Genomic DNA, 19390 nt, shown 5'->3' with positions numbered 1-19390 from the left:
AACCGCTCCGGTTCTTGACCGGGTTCAACGCGCTCAGCCTTTCGGTTCGTCTCGCCCTGACCGGCAGTGCTTTCATGTTCTCGTCCCGCCATCGTCGCCGGATACTGGGTGACCAGCGTGACCTCCGCCTGGCCGCCCGGGTCCGGCCGCCGAACCATCGAAACTGCGCTACCCCTAAGCAGGCGCCATCCGCTCGGCCACATCGGCGCTCGAATTGAAGTCTTCGATGCGCCGGAAAAGCTCCTCCACCCGGCCGTTGTCGAACACCTGGTCGGGGCCGGTCGGAGCTATGTCGACGAAGGGCGCCTCGTAGAGGATCGCAGGATCCATGGAGCCCTTCTCGGTCAGGTGCTCGACGACCAGGCCGATGAATTCGATCTGCTGGTGCGTGGCGCCACCATGGGCGATGAAGCCGGCAAAGGCTTCATTCACGGCGGCCCGGTCGAGCCCCACCAGCGAGCGCACGAAGCGCCCGAAGCCATGGCTGGTATCCCTCGCCCGTGCGATATCCTCCGGCCCGGCGATGCCCGACTCACGCAGGAGACGCTCGAGTTCCGCAAGGTCGTAGGCCGTCAACGGCTTGCCGTGCCGGACCTTGTCGAGCACCAGGTTGCCGTCGAGCCGGTTGAGGAAATGACGGGCCTTCGCCTTGAAGCGCGCGAAATCGGCCTCGCCCACCTGCGGCAGCTCGATCTCCTCGCCGATGCCGATTTCGTCGGCGAAGTTCGAATACACCACCGCCTTCCTGCCCTTGTCGATGTGCTGGATCAGGTCACGCAGCCGCAGGCGGACAAATTCGAGCAGCGGCACCGTCACGCCCTCCCACCACCCGGCGGTTTGAATCTCTTCGATCAGCGCGGCACGTGCCACAATGCCGGGAATGGCGGCCTGATCCTCCAGCGCCGAGGCGATCTCCAGCAACTGCTTCTTCAACTGCTCGAAGCGTTTCGAGCCCTTCAGCAGGGCAAGCTCAAGCTGGAACATCAGGAGGTCGAAGCGCTTTGCCTCTTCGGTTCCCAACTCGCGCGACGAGGGCAGCGGCGCGATGTCGTCGACGAGCTCGCAGCGTTTATCCTCGTCGATCGAAGTCCAGGCTTCATCCTCCCGGTATTTTTCGACCGTGCGGCGTTTCTGACGCACGATGAAGTTGTCGAGGTTCAGGCCGGCAATCGTCTCCCGCAGCACCGCCAGGGCGCTTGCGGCCACCTCCTCCTCGCTCGGCGGCGTCTCCGGCGCGGCTGGCCCGTCATAGGGCGCCTGATCACCCGCCTCGAAACCCTTCTGGCGCTTGTCATCCAGAGCGCGAACGAGGTCGACCCGCGCCGCGAACAGCCGAGCCGACAGCGACTTAGCCGCGCTCGCCTCCTTCATCTGCGGATTGGCGCCGAAGAATTCGAGGTTCTGGCAGTAGTCGAAGACGCGGAAGAACTCCTTGTCCCGGCCGGGGCCGAACAGGTCGGGACAGAGCCGAGTGCCGCGGCCCATCATCTGCCAGAATTTTGTCTTGGAGCGTAGCTGCTTGAAGAAGACGAGGTTGACCACCTCCGGCACGTCGATGCCGGTGTCGAGCATGTCCACGGAGATGGCGATGTGCGGCGCCTTGTCCTTCCTCGAGAAGTCGTCGATCAGCGTCTGCGCGTAGGGCCCGCTCTCATAGGTTATGACGCGCGCGAAATGCCCGGCAAGCGATGGGTAGGCCGCGTTGAAGCGAGCCTCGATGAACTGGGCATGCTGCTGGTTCTTGGCGAAGATGATGGTCTTGCCGAGCCGGTCGCCGCCCTCGACCTTCAGGCCGTTCTGCATCAGGTGCGCGATGACCTGGTCGACTGTGTCGGTGTTGAACAGCCGCTTGTTGACCTCGGCGGCGTCGACGCTGTCGGGGATGTCCTCCTCGCCCCATTCCAGCATGTCCCACTGGTCCTTCTCCTCCTCGGAGAGGTCGTCGTAGCGCAGGCCGGAGCGGACGATCTTGAGCGGCACGGAGATGGCCAAGGGCGGCACGAGGTGGCCGTCGGCCACCGCCTCCTCCAGCGAATAGGCGTCGGTCGGCACGCCGTCCTCGAGATCGAACAGCGAATAGGTGTTCTTGTCGATCTCGTCCTTCGGCGTCAGCCCGACGAGGAAACTGTCGAAATAGTCGAAGATGGCGCGGAAGCGCTGGTAGACGGAGCGGTGGGCCTCGTCGATGACGATGAGGTCGAAATGGCCGGGCCCGAACTTCGCCCTGCCCTCCTGCCTTCCGTCGATGAGGTTCATCATCGTCGGATAGGTCGACAGGAACACCCTGCCCTCGCTGGTCCGTTCGGTGACCAGATTGACCGGCGCCGAATCCGGAAGGTGCGCCTTGAAGGCGCCCGCCGCCTGGTTCACCAGCGCGACGCGGTCGGCGAGGAACAGCACGCGCTTGACCCAGCCGGCCCGCATCAGGAGGTCGACCAGCGCGATCACGGTGCGCGTCTTGCCGGACCCGGTCGCCATGACCAGCAGCGCCTTGCGCTCGCCCTCCTCCTCGAAGGCCTTTGCAATCGACCGGATGGCCCGCTGCTGGTACGGCCGCCTGTCGCCGGCAATCTTTGTGTTCAGCCTCGTCTCGGCGAGTTTCCTGCGGCCGGTGCGGCGCTGGACCAGAAGCTCCAGCTCGTCGCGCTTGTAGAAGCCGCCGACCTGGCGCGGCGGATGGCGGACATCGTCCCAGATCCAGTGCTCGTAGCCGTTCGAGTAGAAAATGACCGGCCGCTGGCCGTAGCGGGCCTCCAGCCGGTCGGCATAGAGTTTCGCCTGCTGCTGGCCCTGCCGCGCATCCTTGCGGGTGCGCTTGGCCTCGACCAGCCCGAGCGGCTTGCCGTCGGCGCCCCACAGCACATAGTCGACGAAGCCGACGCCCTCGTTGTTGGGCATGCCGTCGACGCGGAACTCGGTGTCCTCCGGCCGGTCGAGCGCCCAGCCGGCCTCGCGCAGCAAGAGGTCGATGTAGCGGTCGCGTGTCTCGGCCTCGTTGTAGTCGTGCGTCGACGGCGTCGCCTCGGCGGCACGGCGGGTCGCCGCCACCTCGGCGCGCAGCCGCCGCAGTTCTTCGTCGAGACTGGCCTTGTCGCCGAGCAGTCTTGCGAGTTCGCCGTTTTTGGCATCGAGCTCGGCCTGCTGCGCCTTGAGATGCGCGAATGCCCGCTTCAGCGTCTCGTCGCGGCGCGCCAGCACGGAGGCGTCGAAGACCAGACCCTCGGCCGGTTTATCTCGCCGCGCATAGGTGCGCGCCAGCCAGAAGCAGACATGGAACAGTTCCTTGACGGCACCGGCGGCGTCCTGCGGCCGGATCGTCTTTTCCTCGTGCACGGCGCGGTTGCGCAGCGTGTTGATCAGTTTTGCCTTGGCGAACACCGCCTCGCCGGCGGCGCGGCGAAAACTCGGCTCGTGCAGCAGCGCGGCGATGTTGTCCTGGTAGGGCAGTTTCAGCCCGGAATCGTTGCGGAACGCCCATTTGACGGCGACCTCGACCGTCTTGCCGGCGAAGAAGGCGGCCGCCGTCGGCGACACGCCCGCCTGACGCTCGGCCTCGACCGCCGCCTCGTGGACGGCGGGAAACTCGGCGGCGAGGAAGGCAAAGTTGGACATATGCGGGGCGGGTCGTCTATTCGGCCGCCTCGATCATCTCGATGTCCTTGCGTAATAATAGGTTGACCAGCGTGCTCAACGAGACGCCGCGCGCCGCAGCGCGTTCGGTTAAATAGTCAAGCACGTCAGGCTCGAGATGCACCGGCGGTACGAGACGGGCGCCCGCGCGGTGGAACTTGCCGCGCTGGGCGGCGGAGAAATCGTATTCTTCCTTCATTGAATCACCCGCTTTCATACTGCCTGACCTCGCGGCGCGTCGGCGCCCTGGCCGAAATGATGCGTATTGCGGCCCTCTCGCCGGAGAGTTCGACGAAGGTGTGCACCATGACCAGCAATTTGCCCGCGCCGTTCCTGCCCAGCGTAACCCATCTTTCCTCGCCTTCGCTAGACTCGTCGTCGAGCCGCGACAGCGCAAGCGGGTCGGCAAGGATGCTCATCGCTTCTTCGAAATTCACGCGGTGTTTGCGGCGGTTAGTCTCCGCCTTGCCCGGATCCCAGTCGAATTCAAGACGAATACCGGTCACGGCGCGAGGCCCAGCGCCGCCTCGTGGACGGCGGGAAACTCGGCGGCGAGGAAGGCAAAGTTGGACATGGCCCAAGGCTTACGCCAAGACCATGAAATCGCAAGTTGATTTCTAGAGTTTGGTAAGCCCGGCGGTCATGACGTGTCGGGTTGGGCCGATGGCTGACGGCTGGGATCGCGATGCTCGCCCGGGTTGCAGTTGGACGTTTGGCGCGAACGAGAGCCTTGCGAACCACCGGGATACGGCGCCGCGCCGGAAACTGCTGCCCTTGCGGTGCGATGCGGGTCGAGGCGGGCGGCAAGCCGGCCCGCCCTCGCGGAAATATCGTCCAGCGCCGAGGCCAGCGCGCGCAGGCAGAGAGCGAGGCGGATCGCCTCGGCGGGACTGTCGCCGCCCCGCCGAACCATTATCGGCGCCGGCGGCATGGGCGCGCCGGCCAATTCCTCGCTAACGAATTCCCGCGCGGCGGCCTCGGCCGGACGCAGGAGCCAGATCACCAGTCCGCGAAGCGGTCGCGACCGGCCGGCCACACGCTCGGCCAACCCGGCCAGGGCAATGAGCAAAACCGCGATGCGCCTGAGCGCCTGCTGGTAATCCTCCATCGCCAAGTCCATCGGTGCCTCCTGCCAATTTTCGGGGGGCATTGTGCGCTTGGTTGCAAAGGCGGGGATGGATTGGGCGACCACAATCTCGCGATGCGTTGATTTTGGACAAGATTTTTTCTTTTTGGTGGCGAAAGCGCTGGTTTTCGTACCCACTTAGTCAGTGAGGGGAAGCAACAGCAAACATCGGCTTTAGTCTGCGAGCCGTTGGAAATGTTCGGCAAACGCCTCGCGCACCGGTAGCCAATCGGCTTCATTTAGAACGCCACCTGCGGGCACGGGATTCATAACGACATATCGGGCTCGCTCCAATTCGGATGCCAGCCTATGCTCCAAGGCAGCCATGCGATCACGGTAAGGCTCATGAAGCGCCATTGCTGCACCCCAATGCGGTTGAACTCTGTACGCAAAGTCCGCGTGGCGTTCGACCTCCGGAAAGATCGGACCATACGATATCATCCGGAACGCCTCGTAATCGCAAATCCTCCGGTGGGGAAATCGCCGCCGCAAGTATTTTAGAAGCGCATTTGTGTTATCGGCGTCGCCCAGATGTTGACCCATCCTTCTGTATACGGAAGATGCGTATGGACTTGAGTTGTCACCCGTGCGACCGACGTAGAGCAACTCATCTTCAGCGGTCTTCACTAGCCAGACGTACAGCCAAAAACCTCGCTCAGTCATACGTCCAGGAAGATCGAGGATGTAGGTCGTTGGCATACGCGTTCCTAAAGGCCGCTCGAGAGGGCTCTGTGTTGCAGGGCTGAGAATAGAGCATCAGCCAGGCCAAGTTGCTCGTGGAAGATGCGTTGACGGAGACCAAACGCTTCCAAGGCGGTTGCGTAGCGATGCTGTGACTCACCATCAGGAACGAGAATTGGGATGGACGCCATTTCCTTCGCGTTGATGTTGGCCATCCCGACAATACTTTTGGCCATACCCCGCAAGGTTGCCTTCCCATGGCGCGAGTTGAGATAGGCCGAAATGTAGTAGGGGCTTATCCCTTTCTTAGTCCTCGCCCTGACGAGATAGCCGGCGAAGGCATATGGCTCATCGAGATCGAAGACCGCTGTCTTGCCGACGAGATCGGCACTATTGGTTCGATTGAACAGAATATCCCCACGACGAACAGTATATTTTTCAAGCTCTCGCGCGTTCAGATCGATATACTTCAGATCCTCCGTCTCGATCTTCCCGTCGGTTGTGATGTTGCCCATACGCAAGATCGGGTAAGCACCGTGGCCACCGGCCTTCGCGCTGGTCCCGTATTGTGTTTCGATCAACAAGTCCCCGATCCTGCCCCGCTTGAATCCCTTGGGATTGCCTATAGGGTCGCCAAACATTTCCAGAAAGATCGACTGCGTAAGTCCGTCGAGCAGGTCGATGGCGCGCTTGCGCTTGCGGCGCAACGCATCCGCCTTGTCCAGGATCGCAGCGATCCGTCGCTGTTCGGGGAGTGGCGGGAGGGGGATTTCAAGACGCTTGAGAAAATCGGCAGGGACACGCTTCTGGCCGGCGCTGCCAGTCATGTTCATCTTGCCGGTCTCTCGGAGGCGCGCGTTCCAAATCAGGTGGAACAGATAAGAAGAATCAATTTCATCACCGGCGCGAATGACATGAAACTCGGTTGACCCGAAGCCAACCGGGTTGGCGAGAGCGTCGGTTCTTGCCGCCTTTCCGTTTTCGAAACAGGGCGTGATCTTGGCAACAAGAACATCGCCTCGCTCAAAAACAGTAAAGCCCTTTTTTACGGCGCGCGCTTCGCGATCTTCCTCAAAGAGGATAAAGCCGTCTTCCGACACAGCAGCCATCGGCAAGAACGAAACAACTTCGTCATCGGCAAGCGATTTTGGTGACCTTGGATTAATCTCACAAACTCTATCGAGTCGAACGATTTTAAAACTCATCGTCCCAACTCAGAACTAGCCAGATAATTGTCCACAACCTCAGAGCGAACACTCCAAGGTCGTCGATAACGCTCATCAAGCTCGGCGATATCATCAGGATCGGTATACATATACATCCACTCGAGCCATTTCTCGGCGACCACCGCGCTTTCCCAGAATTGCACCAGCGAATTGTAGAAGTCGCTGACGAGCCTGCGCCGGGGGATAATGCACTCGAACTCATTCTCCTCTTCGTTTGTGTGAAGCCGGAGCATGAGAGAAAAGACTACATCTTCGCTTGCCGCGATCGGTTCTGCCGCGAAAATCGCGATTGGGCCTTCGACGTCGAATTCCAACGCCGCCCGTGGCTCACAGACTATTCGTTCGAGCCAACCGGTAAACTCCCCGTCAAATGGATCGAACACCTGACTGAGTGAAAGCTCGGCCTTTTGGGCGGCAGTGGCTATCGTGATGTCAATCCAACCGACGTCAGGAGGGCTGAACTCAACATCGATATGATCGACGCGCTCGGGCTCGCTCACAGCATCGCCTCCAGTTCCTCCAGCCCCTGCGCAATCTCCTTCTCCAGCGCCTTGAGTTCCGCAATGATTTCCTTCGGTGGCCGGTGTTCTGCCGCCTCGTGAACCACCTCCTTGTAACGGTTGATGGAAAGATCGTAGCCGGCGGCGACGATGTCGGCCTTGGGAACACAAAAACTCTGGTCGGTGCGCGCCCGCCTGCGCTCCGCGCCCGTCCGCTCAGCCCAGCGCGCGGCGATGTCCGGAAGGTTGTTTTTGGCCAGTTCCTCGTGGCCCAGCGTAATGTTGACGAAATGGCCGGCCTCGACATAGCCCGGCGTCGGGCCGATCTTTTCCGGCGGCAGCAGCGGGGTTCGCTTGTCGTCCAGCGAAATTCCGTCGGCCTGGCAGTCGTAGAACCAGACATGGTCGGTGCCGTCGGAATTGGTTTTCGTAAACAGCACGATCGCCGTCGACACGCCGGCATAGGGCCGGAACACGCCGGACGGCAGTTTTACGATGCCGTCGAGACGATGATCCTCCACCAGCATGCGGCGGATTTCCTTGTGGGCGGTCGACGAGCCGAACAGCACGCCGTCCGGCACGATGACCGCCGCGCGCCCGCCGGGCTTCAAGAGCTTCAGGAACAGCGCCATGAACAGCAGCTCGGTCTTCTTCGTCTTGACGATCTGGAGCAGGTCCTTGGCCGTCGTGTCGTAGTCGAGCGAGCCGGCGAAGGGCGGATTGGCGAGCAGCAGCGAATAGCGGTCGCTGTCGCCGGCATGTTCCTGCGCCAGCGAATCCTTGTAGCGGATGTCCGGACGCTCGACGCCGTGCAGCGTCATGTTCATCGAGCCGATGCGCAGCATGGTCTGGTCAAAATCGAAGCCGTGGAACATTTCCTCGTGGAAATGGTCGCGCGTCTCCGGCTCGATGAACAGGCGCGGATGGTTGTCGCGCAGATATTCGCCCGCCGCCACCAGGAAGCCGCAGGTGCCGCAGGCCGGGTCGACGATGACGTCCTTCGGCGTCGGCGCCGTCATCTCGACCATCAGCGCGATGATGTGGCGCGGGGTGCGGAACTGGCCGTTCTGGCCGGCGCTGGCGATCTTGCCGAGCATGTATTCGTAGAGGTCGCCCTTGGTGTCGCGGTCCTCCATCGGGATGTTGTCGAGAAGGTCCACCACCTTGGCGAGCAGCGCCGCCGTGGGGATGGTGAAGCGCGCGCCCTTCATGTGCGTGGCATGCGCCGTGCCGTCCTCCGCCATGGAGCGCAGGAAGGGGAACACGTGTTCCGACACGATCGTGAACATCGTGGCGGGGTCGCGGTTCTTCAGCCGCGACCAGCGCATGTCCTCGTAGGCGATGCCGCCGCCGGCGCCGATGCCGTCCGTGCCTTCCGGAAAAATCCAGCGGCGCATCGGCAGCTTCAACTTGTTCGAGCGGTTCTCCTCGCGCGTATGCGCCTCGTCGAGGCCCCGCATGAACAGCAGATAGGTGATCTGCTCGATCACCTCGATCGGGTTTGCGATGCCGCCCGCCCAGAAGGCGTTCCACACCTGGTCGATTTTCGAGCGCAGTTCACCTGTGATCATTTTCCCTCAAGCAACGCCATGATTGATAAGAGCTGCCTTCAGCGCAGGCAGGTTCTCGCGTCGCGCTCTTCTAGCAGGCCGATCGCGCAGTGTCGCGCACCGTGTCCGAGACCTGGAGACGCCCTGCCCTGCGTTGGGCATATCGCAGCCACCAGCGACCGGCACGGGCATCGGCGTGAAGCGGCGCGCATGGAGGCGCGGGCCAAGCGTGGAGCGCAGGAGCAGGCCGCAAGGCAGTCCGTCCTTCCGGTCCAACGACGTTCGGGATCGCCGCCTCGCGCTGCCGGTCGGACAGGAACTCGTTAAAGTGTCCTGGATTAATCAAGATTGTGATCGCGAAAATTCTGGGATATGGAACCGGCCTCACCATCCGTCATCATGGGGTCAAAAAGATTTGGTCGATGTGCGGCTTCAAAACCGTTGGGTGGCTATCTTCGATGAGCCAACAGCGGCGACGACCGCCAAAGACAATCGAGAAACGCCCGATACATCGAAGCTCCTCGTCGGGACGGATTATAGGATCAGGAAATTCCGTGAGGTCCACGGAAGCGCCAGCCAAGGTGGCCGAACCGGCTTTAACAGTCGTGTCATTTCATCTATTGCTAGCCCATTCACCCAGCCGGGAAGAGGAATGATTGCACTATGAGTTCAGACAAGATTCTTATCGAGGCCCGTAACGATTCGATCCAGCTCGAGCAGATCGCCGCAGAGGACCTCCGTCAGAATATCGGCGATTATCTGGAGCCGAACTGGCGCGCCCGCCGCGCCGCGGACGCGTATAGCAGATACGCTAAGACCAGCGTGAACGACCAGGACGAATATCTGAACATGCGCGCCGCCTTCTCCGAGACGAAGGGCAAGAGCAACAAGGTGTTCAGCGACGTCATCGCCTCGCATATCCGCAAGACCCGCTACGACATGTCGCAGACCCTGTTCGGTGACTATGTGCCGGCAGTCAACGGCGACAAGCCGGCTGCCGCCAAGCCCGCCGCCGCTCCGGCCGGCGACGCGATGGACGACACCACCGTGAGCCTGGTCAACGGCGAGGACGGCGAGGACGAGACCGCCGACGCCTGGGCCAAGGTGGTCCAGGGTGCCTCCCGCCACCTCGAGCAGCACGGCTACTGGAAGGCGAAGTTCACCATTCCGGAGACCATCGTCGAAAGCCTCAAGCAGAAGATCCTCGGCAAGCTGGTCGAAGGCCATGGCGACAAGGTGCAGGCCTGCATGGACGGCAAGCCCGGCGCGCCGCTGCAGATCAAGGGCGACGCGCGTTGGCTGTCGACCTTCGAGGAAATGTACCAGATCTCCGCCGATCCGCTGCTGCTGTCGATCGTGCAGGCCTATATGGGCGTGCCGCCGATCTTCAACACGCCGATCGCCTTCCTCAATTCCTTCGTCAAGGCGAAGAACGACAAGCAGCTCTCGGATACGGCGCAGCTCTATCACCACGACATGCACCGGTTGGGTTTCGTGAAGATGTTCGTCTATCTGACGGACGTCGAGATGGGTTCCGGCCCGCACGTCCTGCTGCGCGGCACGCACCGCAACCGTCCCGACGCGCTGTGGGCCGACGGCCGCCACTCCGACCAGAAGATCGCCGAGCACGGCATCGCCCATGAGGAGACGAAAATCCTCGGCAAGCGCGGCACGGTGTTCCTGGTCGACACCAGCGCGCTGCACAAGGGTGCCCATCCGGAAACGGAATCGCGCCTGATGGCGCAGGTCCAGTACACCAACTCGCTGTTCGGCCGGCCGCTCGCCGGCTCCGACCACAAGGTCGAGATGGCCCAGACCAACAAGGGCAAGGACATCCAGGCCGCCGCCGCCCACGTGCGCAAATATGCAGGCAAGGCCGGCGTCCGCTTCATGCAGAACTACATCTGAGAGTTGACGCCGCCGACAGCGGCGTCTTCCGGAATGCAAAACGGCCGGGCGATTGTCCGGCCGTTTTCATTTGGAAGCTGTGTCTACCGCCCTGGCGGCGGGCCGGCCTTACCGCCCACTATGCCTTCATCAGCCATTCGTGCTCGGGTGCGTTGTGGAACTTCCAGGTCCGCTTCGGCCCGGCCATGACGTTGAGATAATAGAGATCGTAGCCATGGCAGGCGGCGCAGGGGTGATAGCCCTTCGGCACCATGACGATGTCGCCGTCCTCCACCGCCATCACCTCGTCCAGGGAGCGGTCGTCGGTGTAGACGCGCTGGAAGCCGAAGCCCTGGGGCGGGTTCAGGCGATGATAATAGGTCTCCTCGAGATAGGATTCCGCCGGCAGGTTGTCCTGGTCGTGCTTGTGCGGGGGATAGCTGGAGGTGTGGCCGCCCGGCGTGATCACCTCGACCACCAGCAAGGAATCCGCCGGCTCACCTTCCGGCAGGATGTTGGTGACGTAGCGGGTGTTGGTGCCTTTGCCGCGGACTTCCTGCTTGACGTCGTCGGGGCCGATCACCCGCGCCGGCAGGCCTTTGCCCAGCCCGGGCGCCAGGCAGACGGCGAGTTCGAGATCGGTCTCGGCGGTGACCGACCACTCGGAGTCCTGCGGGACGTAGAGCGACCAGGGTTTTCCCTCGAAGGGCGACATGCGCGCGCCGAGCACGCCGAAATCCTCGCCGTCGGCTGTCGCCTCGCCCTTTCCCGTGACGAAGACCAGGCAGGCTTCCTGCGAACCCGTCGATGCCGACACCGCCTGGCCGGGTTTCACCCGATGAAGCTCGAAGCCGACATAACCCCAGCCGGCGCTTTGCGGCGTCACTTGCGCGACCAGCCCGTCACCGGCCTTGCGCTTGATCAGGAGCTTCGACATCTCAGTCATTCCTTCTTCTGTTCCTGCTGCTCCTGCGGCTTGGGATAGGTCCACACATACATCCAGGCTGCATAGACTGCCATGCCGCCGGCAAGCGTGCCCCAGAGGGCCTCTCCGGTGTAGAACTCGATGCCCGACCAGATCGCGCATAGCACGACGATCGCCACGCGGAGCCACAAGGGGCGGAGCCAGGGGTGGTCGCGGTCGTTGGCCATGAGGGTATCCGTCGGGTTCTGCTTACCTTGGCGCGGCTGAGAGCGCCGATCCCCTCATACCATGCTCAGGCGACCGGAAAACCCTGTGTCTCCACCGTGTAGCCCGCCGCCGTCATCACCCGCATCAATTCCTTGTGGCCGACCTCGGCCATTTTCAGCGGCGGGTTTTTGCGCGGGTCCTGCTCGGCCTCGACCACGAACCAGCCTTCATAGCCGTAGTCCGCGAATTTCCGGACGATTGCGCCGAAATCGAGTGAACCGTCTCCCGGCACGGTGAAGGCGCCGAGCGCCACCGCGTCGAGGAATGACTGTTTCGACCAGTCGAGGCCGTCGATCACAGATTGGCGGATGTCCTTCACATGCACATGGCTGATGCGCTTGTGATGCCTGTCGATGGCGCGCAACACATTGCCCCCGGCAAAGGCCAGATGCCCAGCGTCAAGCAGCAGCGGAATCCCCTCCCCCGAAAAATTCATAAAGGCGTCGAGCTCGTGCTCGAACTGGACGACCGCCGCCATGTGGTGGTGATAAGACAGCGGCAAGCCCTGCCCGGCGCACCATTCGCCGAACTCGGTCACACGCTTCGCATAGGCCCTCATCTCATCGTCGGAGAGCACGGCCTTGCCGGCCAGCGGCTTGGAGCGATCGCCCTGGATCGAGCGGCCGACCTCGCCATAGACGATGCAGGGCGCATTGACCGCCTTGAACAGGTCGATCATCGGCTGGATGCGGTCCTTGTTGGCGGAAATATCCTCGGTGACCAGCGTGCCGGAGAACCAGCCGCCACAGAGGGTCACGTCCGCCGCTTTCAGGATCGGCAGCATGATCTCCGGGTCTTCGGGAAAGCGCCGCCCCTTCTCCATGCCGGTAAAACCGGCCGAGCGCGACTGCCGCAGGCATTCTTCCAGCGAGACGTCGTCGGAGAGTTCGACAAGATCGTCGTTCCACCACGCGATGGGGGACATGCCCAGTTTGGCTTTCAATTCTTTACTCCGATTTCCCAAGCGCGCCCGACCTTTTATGGGCGCCATCATCTAATTCTCAGCAGGGTCGGTCGACATGAACGAGTCATTGAACGCCGCTTCCAGTGAAGTAAACCAGCTCGAATCCTGGCCCAGATGCTCATAGCCACTGTCCGGGACGGCCCAGAGCAATATCCACTTCAACTCCGGCCTCCAAACGCCCTCCCTGCAAAACGCGATGCCAGTCCCGCTGCTTTTCTCGTCGTCAACCAGGACAATCCAACACGGGAACAATTCGGGGCCATAGGACCAGGGTCGTACCGAGAGGTAAGGTTCGACCAGATATCTTCTGACTCTCTCGGCCGTATTCCCCGGCATGATCGCGAGTTGATCCTCGACGATCTTGCCGACGTTCGCAGCAGTGAAAGCGTATTCCGACATTGCGTGCCTTTAGACGCCCACACGCTGCTTCAGTGCTTCCTCATACTTCTCGCGCGCTGCATTCACAGTCGGCCGCACGGAAACCTCCGGCACCGCGACGTCCCACCAGTGGCCGCCGGCATCCGTCGAGATCAGCGGATCGGTTTCGATGACGATAACCGACGTTTTCGTATCCGCCTCCGCGTCCTTCAGCGTGCGCTCCAGTTCGGCGATCGACGCCACCTTGCGCGCAACTGCGCCCATCGCGGCGGCGTGTGCGGCGAAATCGATCTCCGGCAGCACCTCGTGTCTGGCGTCCTTCAGCAGATTGTTGAAGTTGGCCCCGCCGGTCGCCATCTGCAGCCGGTTGATGCAGCCGAAACCCCTGTTGTCGAGCACGACGATGGTCAGCTTCTGGCCGATCATCACCGAGGTGGCGATCTCGGAATTCATCATCATGTAGCTGCCGTCGCCGAGCATGACGATGACGTCGTGGTCCGGCTTAGCGAGCTTTACGCCGAGACCGCCGGCGATCTCGTAGCCCATGGTCGAATAGCCGTATTCCATGTGGTAGCTGCCCGGCGCCCCGGCCGGCCACAGCTTGTGCAATTCGCCCGGCAGTCCGCCCGAGGCGCAGACCAGCGTCGCCGTGGAGCCGCGCGCGCGATGCACCGCGCCGATGACCTGCGCGTCCGACGGCAGCGCGTTGGTCGGATCGGTGACCGCCTTCGCCGCCTTCAGCCAATCGGCCTTGGCGGTCTTCGCCGTCGCCACCCAGGCGTCAGGCGATTTCCGGCCGCCGAGGCTGGATTCCAGCGCCTCCAACCCGGCTTTGGCGTCGGCGACCAGAGGCAGCGCACGGTGTTTTCCGGCGTCGAAAGGCTGGGTATTCAGTCCAATTATTTTTACGCCATCCGCCTTGAACAGCGCCCAGGAGCCGGTGGTGAAATCCTGAAGCCGCGAGCCGACCGCCAGCACCAAATCCGCCTGTTCGGCAAGCAGGTTGGAGGCCGACGATCCGGTGACGCCGACCGAACCCATGTTGAGCGGGTGGTCGTGCGGCAGGCTCGACTTGCCGGCATTGGTCTCCATCACCGGGATGCCGTGTTTCTCGGCAAAAGCTTTCAGCGTCTCGGTGGCTTCCGAATAGAGCACGCCACCGCCGGCGATAATCACCGGTTTTTCCGCGCCCTTCAGTGCCGCCACTGCGGCCTCGAATTCGCGCTCATCCGGCCGGGGCCGGCGCGGAATCCACAAGCGCTCCTCGAAAAAGCTCTTCGGATAATCAAAGGCCTCGGCCTGCACGTCCTGGCAGAGGCTGAGCGTCACCGGCCCGCATTCGGCGGGATCGGTCAGAACCTGCATGGCACGGTTCAGCGCGGACATGATCTGCTCCGGCCGCGTGATGCGGTCGAAATAGCGGCTGACCGGGCGGAAACAGTCGTTGGCGGAGACGGTGCCGTCGGCCCAGTCTTCCACCTGCTGCAGCACCGGGTCCGGCGCGCGGTTGGCGAAGACATCGCCGGGCAGCAGCAGCAGCGGGATGCGGTTGACATGCGCGAGCGCGGCCGCCGTCACCATGTTTGTGGCGCCCGGCCCGATCGACGAGGTCGCGGCCATGAAGCGGCGCCGGAAACTCGCCTTGGCGAAGGCAATCGCCGCATGCGCCATGCCCTGCTCGTTGTGCGCACGGTAGGTCGGCAGTTCGTCACGGACCTGGTAAAGCGCCTCGCCCACGCCCGCCACATTACCGTGGCCGAAGATCGCCCAGACGCCGCCGAAGATCGGCACTTTTCGACCGTCTATCTCGGTCATCTGGCGGGTCATATAGCGCGTCAGCGCCTGCGCCATGGTCAGGCGGATGGTCTTGGTCATGCGTTCCTCCCGAACCGTGCCGGTTTTTTACGGACTATGCAGCCTTGCGGCTACGGGCCGCAAGCCACGCCGAGGTCAGCCGCTCGAAGCGTCCGGCCATCTCGGCAATCGCTTCCTCGTCGCCGATCCTGCCTGCGAACCAGCGCTCCGCCGGCTCCATGAAAATGGTGCGGCCGACGGCGAAACCCTTGACCACTGGCGCGTCGGCTGTCGCGCGAAACGCTTGGACAAGCTCATTTTCCGGCGCTTCGAGGCCGAGCAGCACCACGCCACGGCAGAGCGGATCGTTGCTTTCGATGACGGCGCCGATGCGCCGCCATGCGGCCGCGGAACTCCGCGGCTCCAGCTTCCACCAGTCCGGCTTGATGCCCAGCGCATAAAGCTCTTCCAGGGCGCGCGGAACAGTGTCCTCGGCCAGCGGGCCATGCTTGCCGGCGATGATCTCGACCAGCAGTTCGCGACCTACCTTGCGCGCGGCTTCGAACAAGGTGCGCAGTTTTTCCTGCTGCTCCAGCTTCAGCGCCGCGGGATCGTCCGGGTGATAGAAGCATAGGCACTTTATGCAGTGCTCGACCGGCCATTCGACCAGTTGCGAGCCGATGTCCTGGCTGAATTCGAAGCGCAGCGGCCGCGAGCCCGGCAGTTCGACCGGGCGGCCGAGCCAGGCGAAGGGATGCCGCGCGAATTCGAACATGGCATCGCGGCCATGCTTCTCGTCGATCAGCATGCCGTAGCCGTCGCGTCCATCGGCGACGCGCGCCGCGGCCTTCACGGCCAGCACCTTGAATTGCCCGATCTTTTTGGCGTCCACGCCGGCCGCGGCCGCGGCCTCTTCGAGCTGGACGCGGTGGTCGATCGCAAAGGCCATCAGCGACGGGATCTCGCGGCGGCGCGTCGTCGCCCAATGGATGGTGTTGAGCGTCTCGTCCTTGCGCAGGGCGCGGTGTGGACTGCCGTTTTCTAGGAAATACTGCAATTCCGCCCAGGTCGGATATTCCGGCGAACAGAGCAGCCGCGACACGGCGAACGCCCCGCAGGCATTGGCCCAGGTCGCCGCCGTCTCCAGGCTTTCGCCGCCCAGCCAGCCGCGCAGCAAGCCGGACATGAAGGCGTCGCCGGCACCGAGCACGTTGAACACTTCGATCGGAAAACCCCTTCCGACCACGCCGTCCTCGAGATCGTCGCTGATCGGGCCGTCATAAACGATGCAGCCCATCGCGCCGCGTTTCAGCACGATGGTCGCCTGCGACACGGCGCGGATCGCCTTCAGCGCGCTCAGCGGATCGTCGGCGCCCGAAGCGATCATGATCTCCTCTTCGGTGCCGACGATCAGGTCGCAATCCGGCAGCACGGATTTGAGCTGGCTCGAAACCCGGTCGGATTTCACATAGCGCTCGAAACCGGCGGCATGGCCGGCGAGGCCCCAGAGGTTCGGCCGGTAGTCGATGTCGAACACCACTTTTCGGCCATGCGCCTTGGCGATTTTTATCGCCTTGCGCTGCGCGGCTTCGGTATTTTCCCGCGAGAAATGCGTGCCGGTGACCACGACGGCGCGCGCCGAGGCGACGAAAGCCTCGTCGACATCGTCCGGATTCAGCGCCATGTCGGCGCAGTCGGTGCGCACGAAGATCATCGGCGATACGCCTTCCTCCTCCACCGCCAGCAGCACCAGCGCCGTCAGCCGGTCCTTGTCGGTGACCAGCCCATCGACCGACACGCCCTCGCGCCGCAGTTGCTCGCGGATGAAACGGCCCATCTGCTCGTCGCCGACGCGCGTCAGCAGCGCCGAGCGCAGTCCGAGGCGCGCCGTGCCGATGGCGATGTTGGCGGGGCAGCCGCCGACCGATTTTGCGAAGGAGGTTATGTCTTCGAGGCGCGAGCCGATCTGCTGTCCATAAAGGTCCACGGACGCGCGGCCCATGGTTATGACATCGAGTTCAGCCGCGTTTCCGTCCGGCGGATTCGCCATGATCGCCTCCCATCGTCGAAAGACGCGCCACCCGCCGGCCCTGCGCGCTACGATGCTCCAATGAAATGATAATTCTATGGATTAGTCAATATGGAATATACGTTCCCTATTGGAGGCTGGTCTTCTTTCCGCGCCGAGACAACGACCGCCGCTTCTCGGCCACACCGACCGACAGTGCCATGGAAAGCGCCATGGTCGCGGAAAGCGAGCGGAAGCCGCTGTAGTCCGCCTCGGCGACCTCGAACCAGACATCAGCGAACTGCGCCAGGGGCGAAAACGCGCTGTCGGTGATGGCGACCATCGGCACGCCCTGCTCCGACAGCAGCCGGGCTTCCTCGATGGTCGCCGGCGCATAGGGTGAAAAACTTATCGCCAGCGCGGCGTCGCGCACGGTGGCGAAGGAAATCACTTCCGGGTTGAGCCCGGATGGCGATTCGACGATCTGGCTGCGGACCTTCAGCTTGCCGAGCGCATAGGCAATGTAACTTGCGACCGGGTAGGACCGGCGCCGCGCCAGGATAAAAATGGTCTCCGCCTCGGCCAGCATGGCGATGGCTTTATCGAGCACCTTCTGGTCGAGCGTGCGCGCCATGGTGGCGAGCGAATTCTCCGACGCCGTCAGGAAGCCGTCGAGAAGGGCGCGGCTGCTGGCCGCGTCGCTGCCTTCGGCGCGCAGGCCGCTCAGCCGCTCCTCGTAGGACGAATTGCGCTCGCGCAGTCTTTCACGGAACACCGATTGCAGGCTGGTGAAGCCGGCGAAACCGAGATGCTGGGCAAACCGGATCAATGTCGAGGGCTGCACGCCAGCGGACGCGGCGATGCTCGCCGCCGTGCCGAAGGCGATCTCGTCGGGGTTGTCGAGCGAATAGGCGGCGACCTGGGCGATGCGCTTCGGCAAGGACTGCCGGCGTTCGAGGATCAGCGCGCGCAGCGTGTCATAGTCGCGCGGCGCCTCGTCCACTGTTTGCTCCACATCAGTCATCCGCGCCGGCCTCCCGGATCATGCCTCTACGACACGTCTGCACAATAAAATGAACCAGCCGTTCCATTTCAACAAAAAATCGACTATTTCGTACAAAATCGCCGCTGGAGCCGGCGGACAAGCTTGGAGAACAGGGAATGATTGGCGTCGGACTGATCGGCACGGGCTTCATGGGCAAATGCCACGCACTGGCGTGGAACTCGGTCGGCACCGTATTCGGTGACGTGCCGGAAATAAAGCTCGTCCATCTCGGCGAGGCAAACGACGAGCTGGCTAAGAAGAAGGGCCGCGAGTTCGGCTTCGCAAAGGCGTCGGGCGACTGGCGCGCCGTGGTGAACGACCCCGAGGTCGACATCGTCTCAGTCACCTCGCCCAACCAGTTCCATCCGGAGATGGCGATCGAAGCGCTGAGGGCCGGCAAGCATGTCTGGTGCGAGAAGCCGATGGCGCCGGCGCTGGCGGAATCGCAAGCCATGACGGATGAGGCGCGGATATCCGGCAAGGTCGCGGTGCTCGGCTACAACTACATCCAGAGCCCCGCCTTCCGGCACATAAGGCAACTGCTCGACGAAAAGATCATCGGCGACGTCAACCTTGTCCGCATCGAGATGGACGAGGACTTCATGGCCGATCCGGAAGCCCTGTTCTTCTGGAAACACGAGGCCGCGTCCGGTTACGGCGCGCTCGACGATTTCGCCGTGCATCCGCTGTCGCTTGTGTCAAAACTGTTCGGGCGAGTCTCGCGCGTCATGTGCGACATGACGAAACCCTATGCCGACCGGCAAGTGGCCGGCGGCGGACGCAGGGCCGTCGAGACCTACGACATCGCCAGCGTGCTGATGCGTCTGGAGAACGGCATTGCCGGGACACTGCTGGTCAACCGCTCGGCCTGGGGGCGCAAGGGCCGCATCGCCATTCAGATCTTCGGTTCGAAGGGTTCGATCGTCTTCGATCAGGAGCGCTTCAACGAGCTGCAGCTCTATGTGACCTCCGACCGCCCCACCGAGCAGGGCTACCGCACCATCCTGACCGCGCCGCAGCACCGGCCCTACGACAAGTTCATCCCGGCACCCGGCCACGGCCTCGGCTTCAACGACCTGAAGACCATCGAATGCCGGGAGTTGATCTCACAGCTGGAAGGCAAGCCGGCTCACATCGTCGATTTCGCCGAAGGGCTGGAGATTGAGCGCACCGTGCATGCGATGGCGCGCTCGTTCGAACTGTCGTCGTGGGTGGAGGTGCGGTAGCTCTATTTTGCCCGATGGGAGAGGATTTTCGCATATGGGCTTGCTTTGGTAAATGATCCTCCGCGCCTCGCCTATGGCCAGACGAGGAGGCATCACCCCCTCTCCGGCCCTTCGGGCCACCTCTCCCCCTGCCCGGGGGAGAGGATAGCCGGCCACGGGGGGAGCGCCAATCGCCGACGCTGC

At 62.9% G+C, this 19390-nt stretch carries 16 protein-coding genes; 2 read left to right on the top strand and 14 right to left on the bottom strand.

Annotation, left to right across the window (positions count from 1 at the left end; translation table 11 throughout):
- Window positions 1-174 precede the first annotated feature (174 nt).
- The 7 genes from ABMA59_RS17810 to ABMA59_RS17780 all read right to left on the bottom strand — a co-directional run bounded on the left by ABMA59_RS17810 (window position 175) and on the right by ABMA59_RS17780 (window position 8734).
- Window positions 175-3612, bottom strand: coding sequence for a DEAD/DEAH box helicase family protein (locus ABMA59_RS17810; protein WP_349006726.1), 3438 nt, complete (start codon window positions 3610-3612; stop codon window positions 175-177).
- Window positions 3613-3628: 16 nt separating this feature from the next.
- Window positions 3629-3829 (bottom strand): hypothetical protein, encoded by a 201-nt coding sequence (locus ABMA59_RS17805; RefSeq protein WP_349006725.1) that lies wholly within the window; start codon window positions 3827-3829, stop codon window positions 3629-3631.
- A gap of 4 nt (window positions 3830-3833) precedes the next feature.
- Window positions 3834-4136 (bottom strand): BrnT family toxin, encoded by a 303-nt coding sequence (locus tag ABMA59_RS17800; protein ID WP_349006724.1) that lies wholly within the window; start codon window positions 4134-4136, stop codon window positions 3834-3836.
- Window positions 4137-4270: 134 nt separating this feature from the next.
- Window positions 4271-4750: a hypothetical protein gene (locus ABMA59_RS17795; RefSeq protein WP_349006723.1), complete on the bottom strand. Its 480-nt coding sequence runs from the start codon at window positions 4748-4750 to the stop codon at window positions 4271-4273.
- A gap of 713 nt (window positions 4751-5463) precedes the next feature.
- On the bottom strand, window positions 5464-6642 hold the full coding sequence (locus ABMA59_RS17790) for a restriction endonuclease subunit S (RefSeq protein ID WP_349006722.1): 1179 nt from the start codon (window positions 6640-6642) through the stop codon (window positions 5464-5466).
- Complete coding sequence (locus ABMA59_RS17785; protein ID WP_349006721.1) at window positions 6639-7163, bottom strand: hypothetical protein; 525 nt, start codon at window positions 7161-7163, stop codon at window positions 6639-6641. Before ABMA59_RS17785 ends, ABMA59_RS17790 begins: the two co-directional genes overlap by 4 nt.
- Window positions 7160-8734 carry a type I restriction-modification system subunit M gene (locus tag ABMA59_RS17780; RefSeq protein WP_349006720.1) on the bottom strand — a complete coding sequence of 525 codons (1575 nt, stop codon included), beginning with the start codon at window positions 8732-8734 and terminating at the stop codon, window positions 7160-7162. Before ABMA59_RS17780 ends, ABMA59_RS17785 begins: the two co-directional genes overlap by 4 nt.
- Window positions 8735-9376: 642 nt before the next feature.
- On the opposite strand from ABMA59_RS17780, the gene ABMA59_RS17775 reads away from it, so the two are divergent.
- Window positions 9377-10621 (top strand): phytanoyl-CoA dioxygenase family protein, encoded by a 1245-nt coding sequence (locus ABMA59_RS17775; protein WP_349006719.1) that lies wholly within the window; start codon window positions 9377-9379, stop codon window positions 10619-10621.
- A 118-nt stretch (window positions 10622-10739) separates the two neighbouring features.
- Here the strand turns inward: ABMA59_RS17775 and iolB are convergent, their stop codons facing one another.
- The 7 genes from iolB to ABMA59_RS17740 form a co-directional block, all read right to left on the bottom strand.
- Complete coding sequence (gene iolB / locus ABMA59_RS17770) at window positions 10740-11537, bottom strand: 5-deoxy-glucuronate isomerase (protein WP_349006718.1); 798 nt, start codon at window positions 11535-11537, stop codon at window positions 10740-10742.
- A gap of 5 nt (window positions 11538-11542) precedes the next feature.
- Window positions 11543-11752: a DUF3329 domain-containing protein gene (locus tag ABMA59_RS17765; RefSeq protein ID WP_349006717.1), complete on the bottom strand. Its 210-nt coding sequence runs from the start codon at window positions 11750-11752 to the stop codon at window positions 11543-11545.
- 65 nt (window positions 11753-11817) lie between these two features.
- Window positions 11818-12735, bottom strand: a complete 918-nt coding sequence (iolE, locus tag ABMA59_RS17760) for a myo-inosose-2 dehydratase (protein ID WP_349006716.1) — start codon at window positions 12733-12735, stop codon at window positions 11818-11820.
- Between the two features lie 51 nt (window positions 12736-12786).
- Window positions 12787-13155, bottom strand: coding sequence for a hypothetical protein (locus ABMA59_RS17755; protein WP_349006715.1), 369 nt, complete (start codon window positions 13153-13155; stop codon window positions 12787-12789).
- Between the two features lie 9 nt (window positions 13156-13164).
- Window positions 13165-15009, bottom strand: coding sequence for a 3D-(3,5/4)-trihydroxycyclohexane-1,2-dione acylhydrolase (decyclizing) (iolD, locus tag ABMA59_RS17750; RefSeq protein ID WP_349006714.1), 1845 nt, complete (start codon window positions 15007-15009; stop codon window positions 13165-13167).
- Window positions 15010-15043: 34 nt separating this feature from the next.
- Entirely contained in the window at window positions 15044-16978 is a 1935-nt protein-coding gene (locus ABMA59_RS17745) for a bifunctional 5-dehydro-2-deoxygluconokinase/5-dehydro-2-deoxyphosphogluconate aldolase (protein WP_349006713.1), read from the bottom strand.
- Between the two features lie 106 nt (window positions 16979-17084).
- Window positions 17085-17960, bottom strand: a complete 876-nt coding sequence (locus ABMA59_RS17740; RefSeq protein ID WP_349006712.1) for a MurR/RpiR family transcriptional regulator — start codon at window positions 17958-17960, stop codon at window positions 17085-17087.
- Window positions 17961-18097: 137 nt separating this feature from the next.
- Here ABMA59_RS17740 and ABMA59_RS17735 point away from each other — a divergent pair, with 137 nt between their 5' ends.
- Window positions 18098-19207, top strand: a complete 1110-nt coding sequence (locus ABMA59_RS17735; RefSeq protein ID WP_349006711.1) for a Gfo/Idh/MocA family protein — start codon at window positions 18098-18100, stop codon at window positions 19205-19207.
- Window positions 19208-19390: the final 183 nt, after the last annotated feature.

Source organism: Mesorhizobium yinganensis (assembly GCF_040081985.1).
Classification (GTDB): Bacteria; Pseudomonadota; Alphaproteobacteria; order Rhizobiales; family Rhizobiaceae; genus Kumtagia; species Kumtagia yinganensis.
This window is presented reverse-complemented; position numbering and strand designations above follow the sequence as displayed.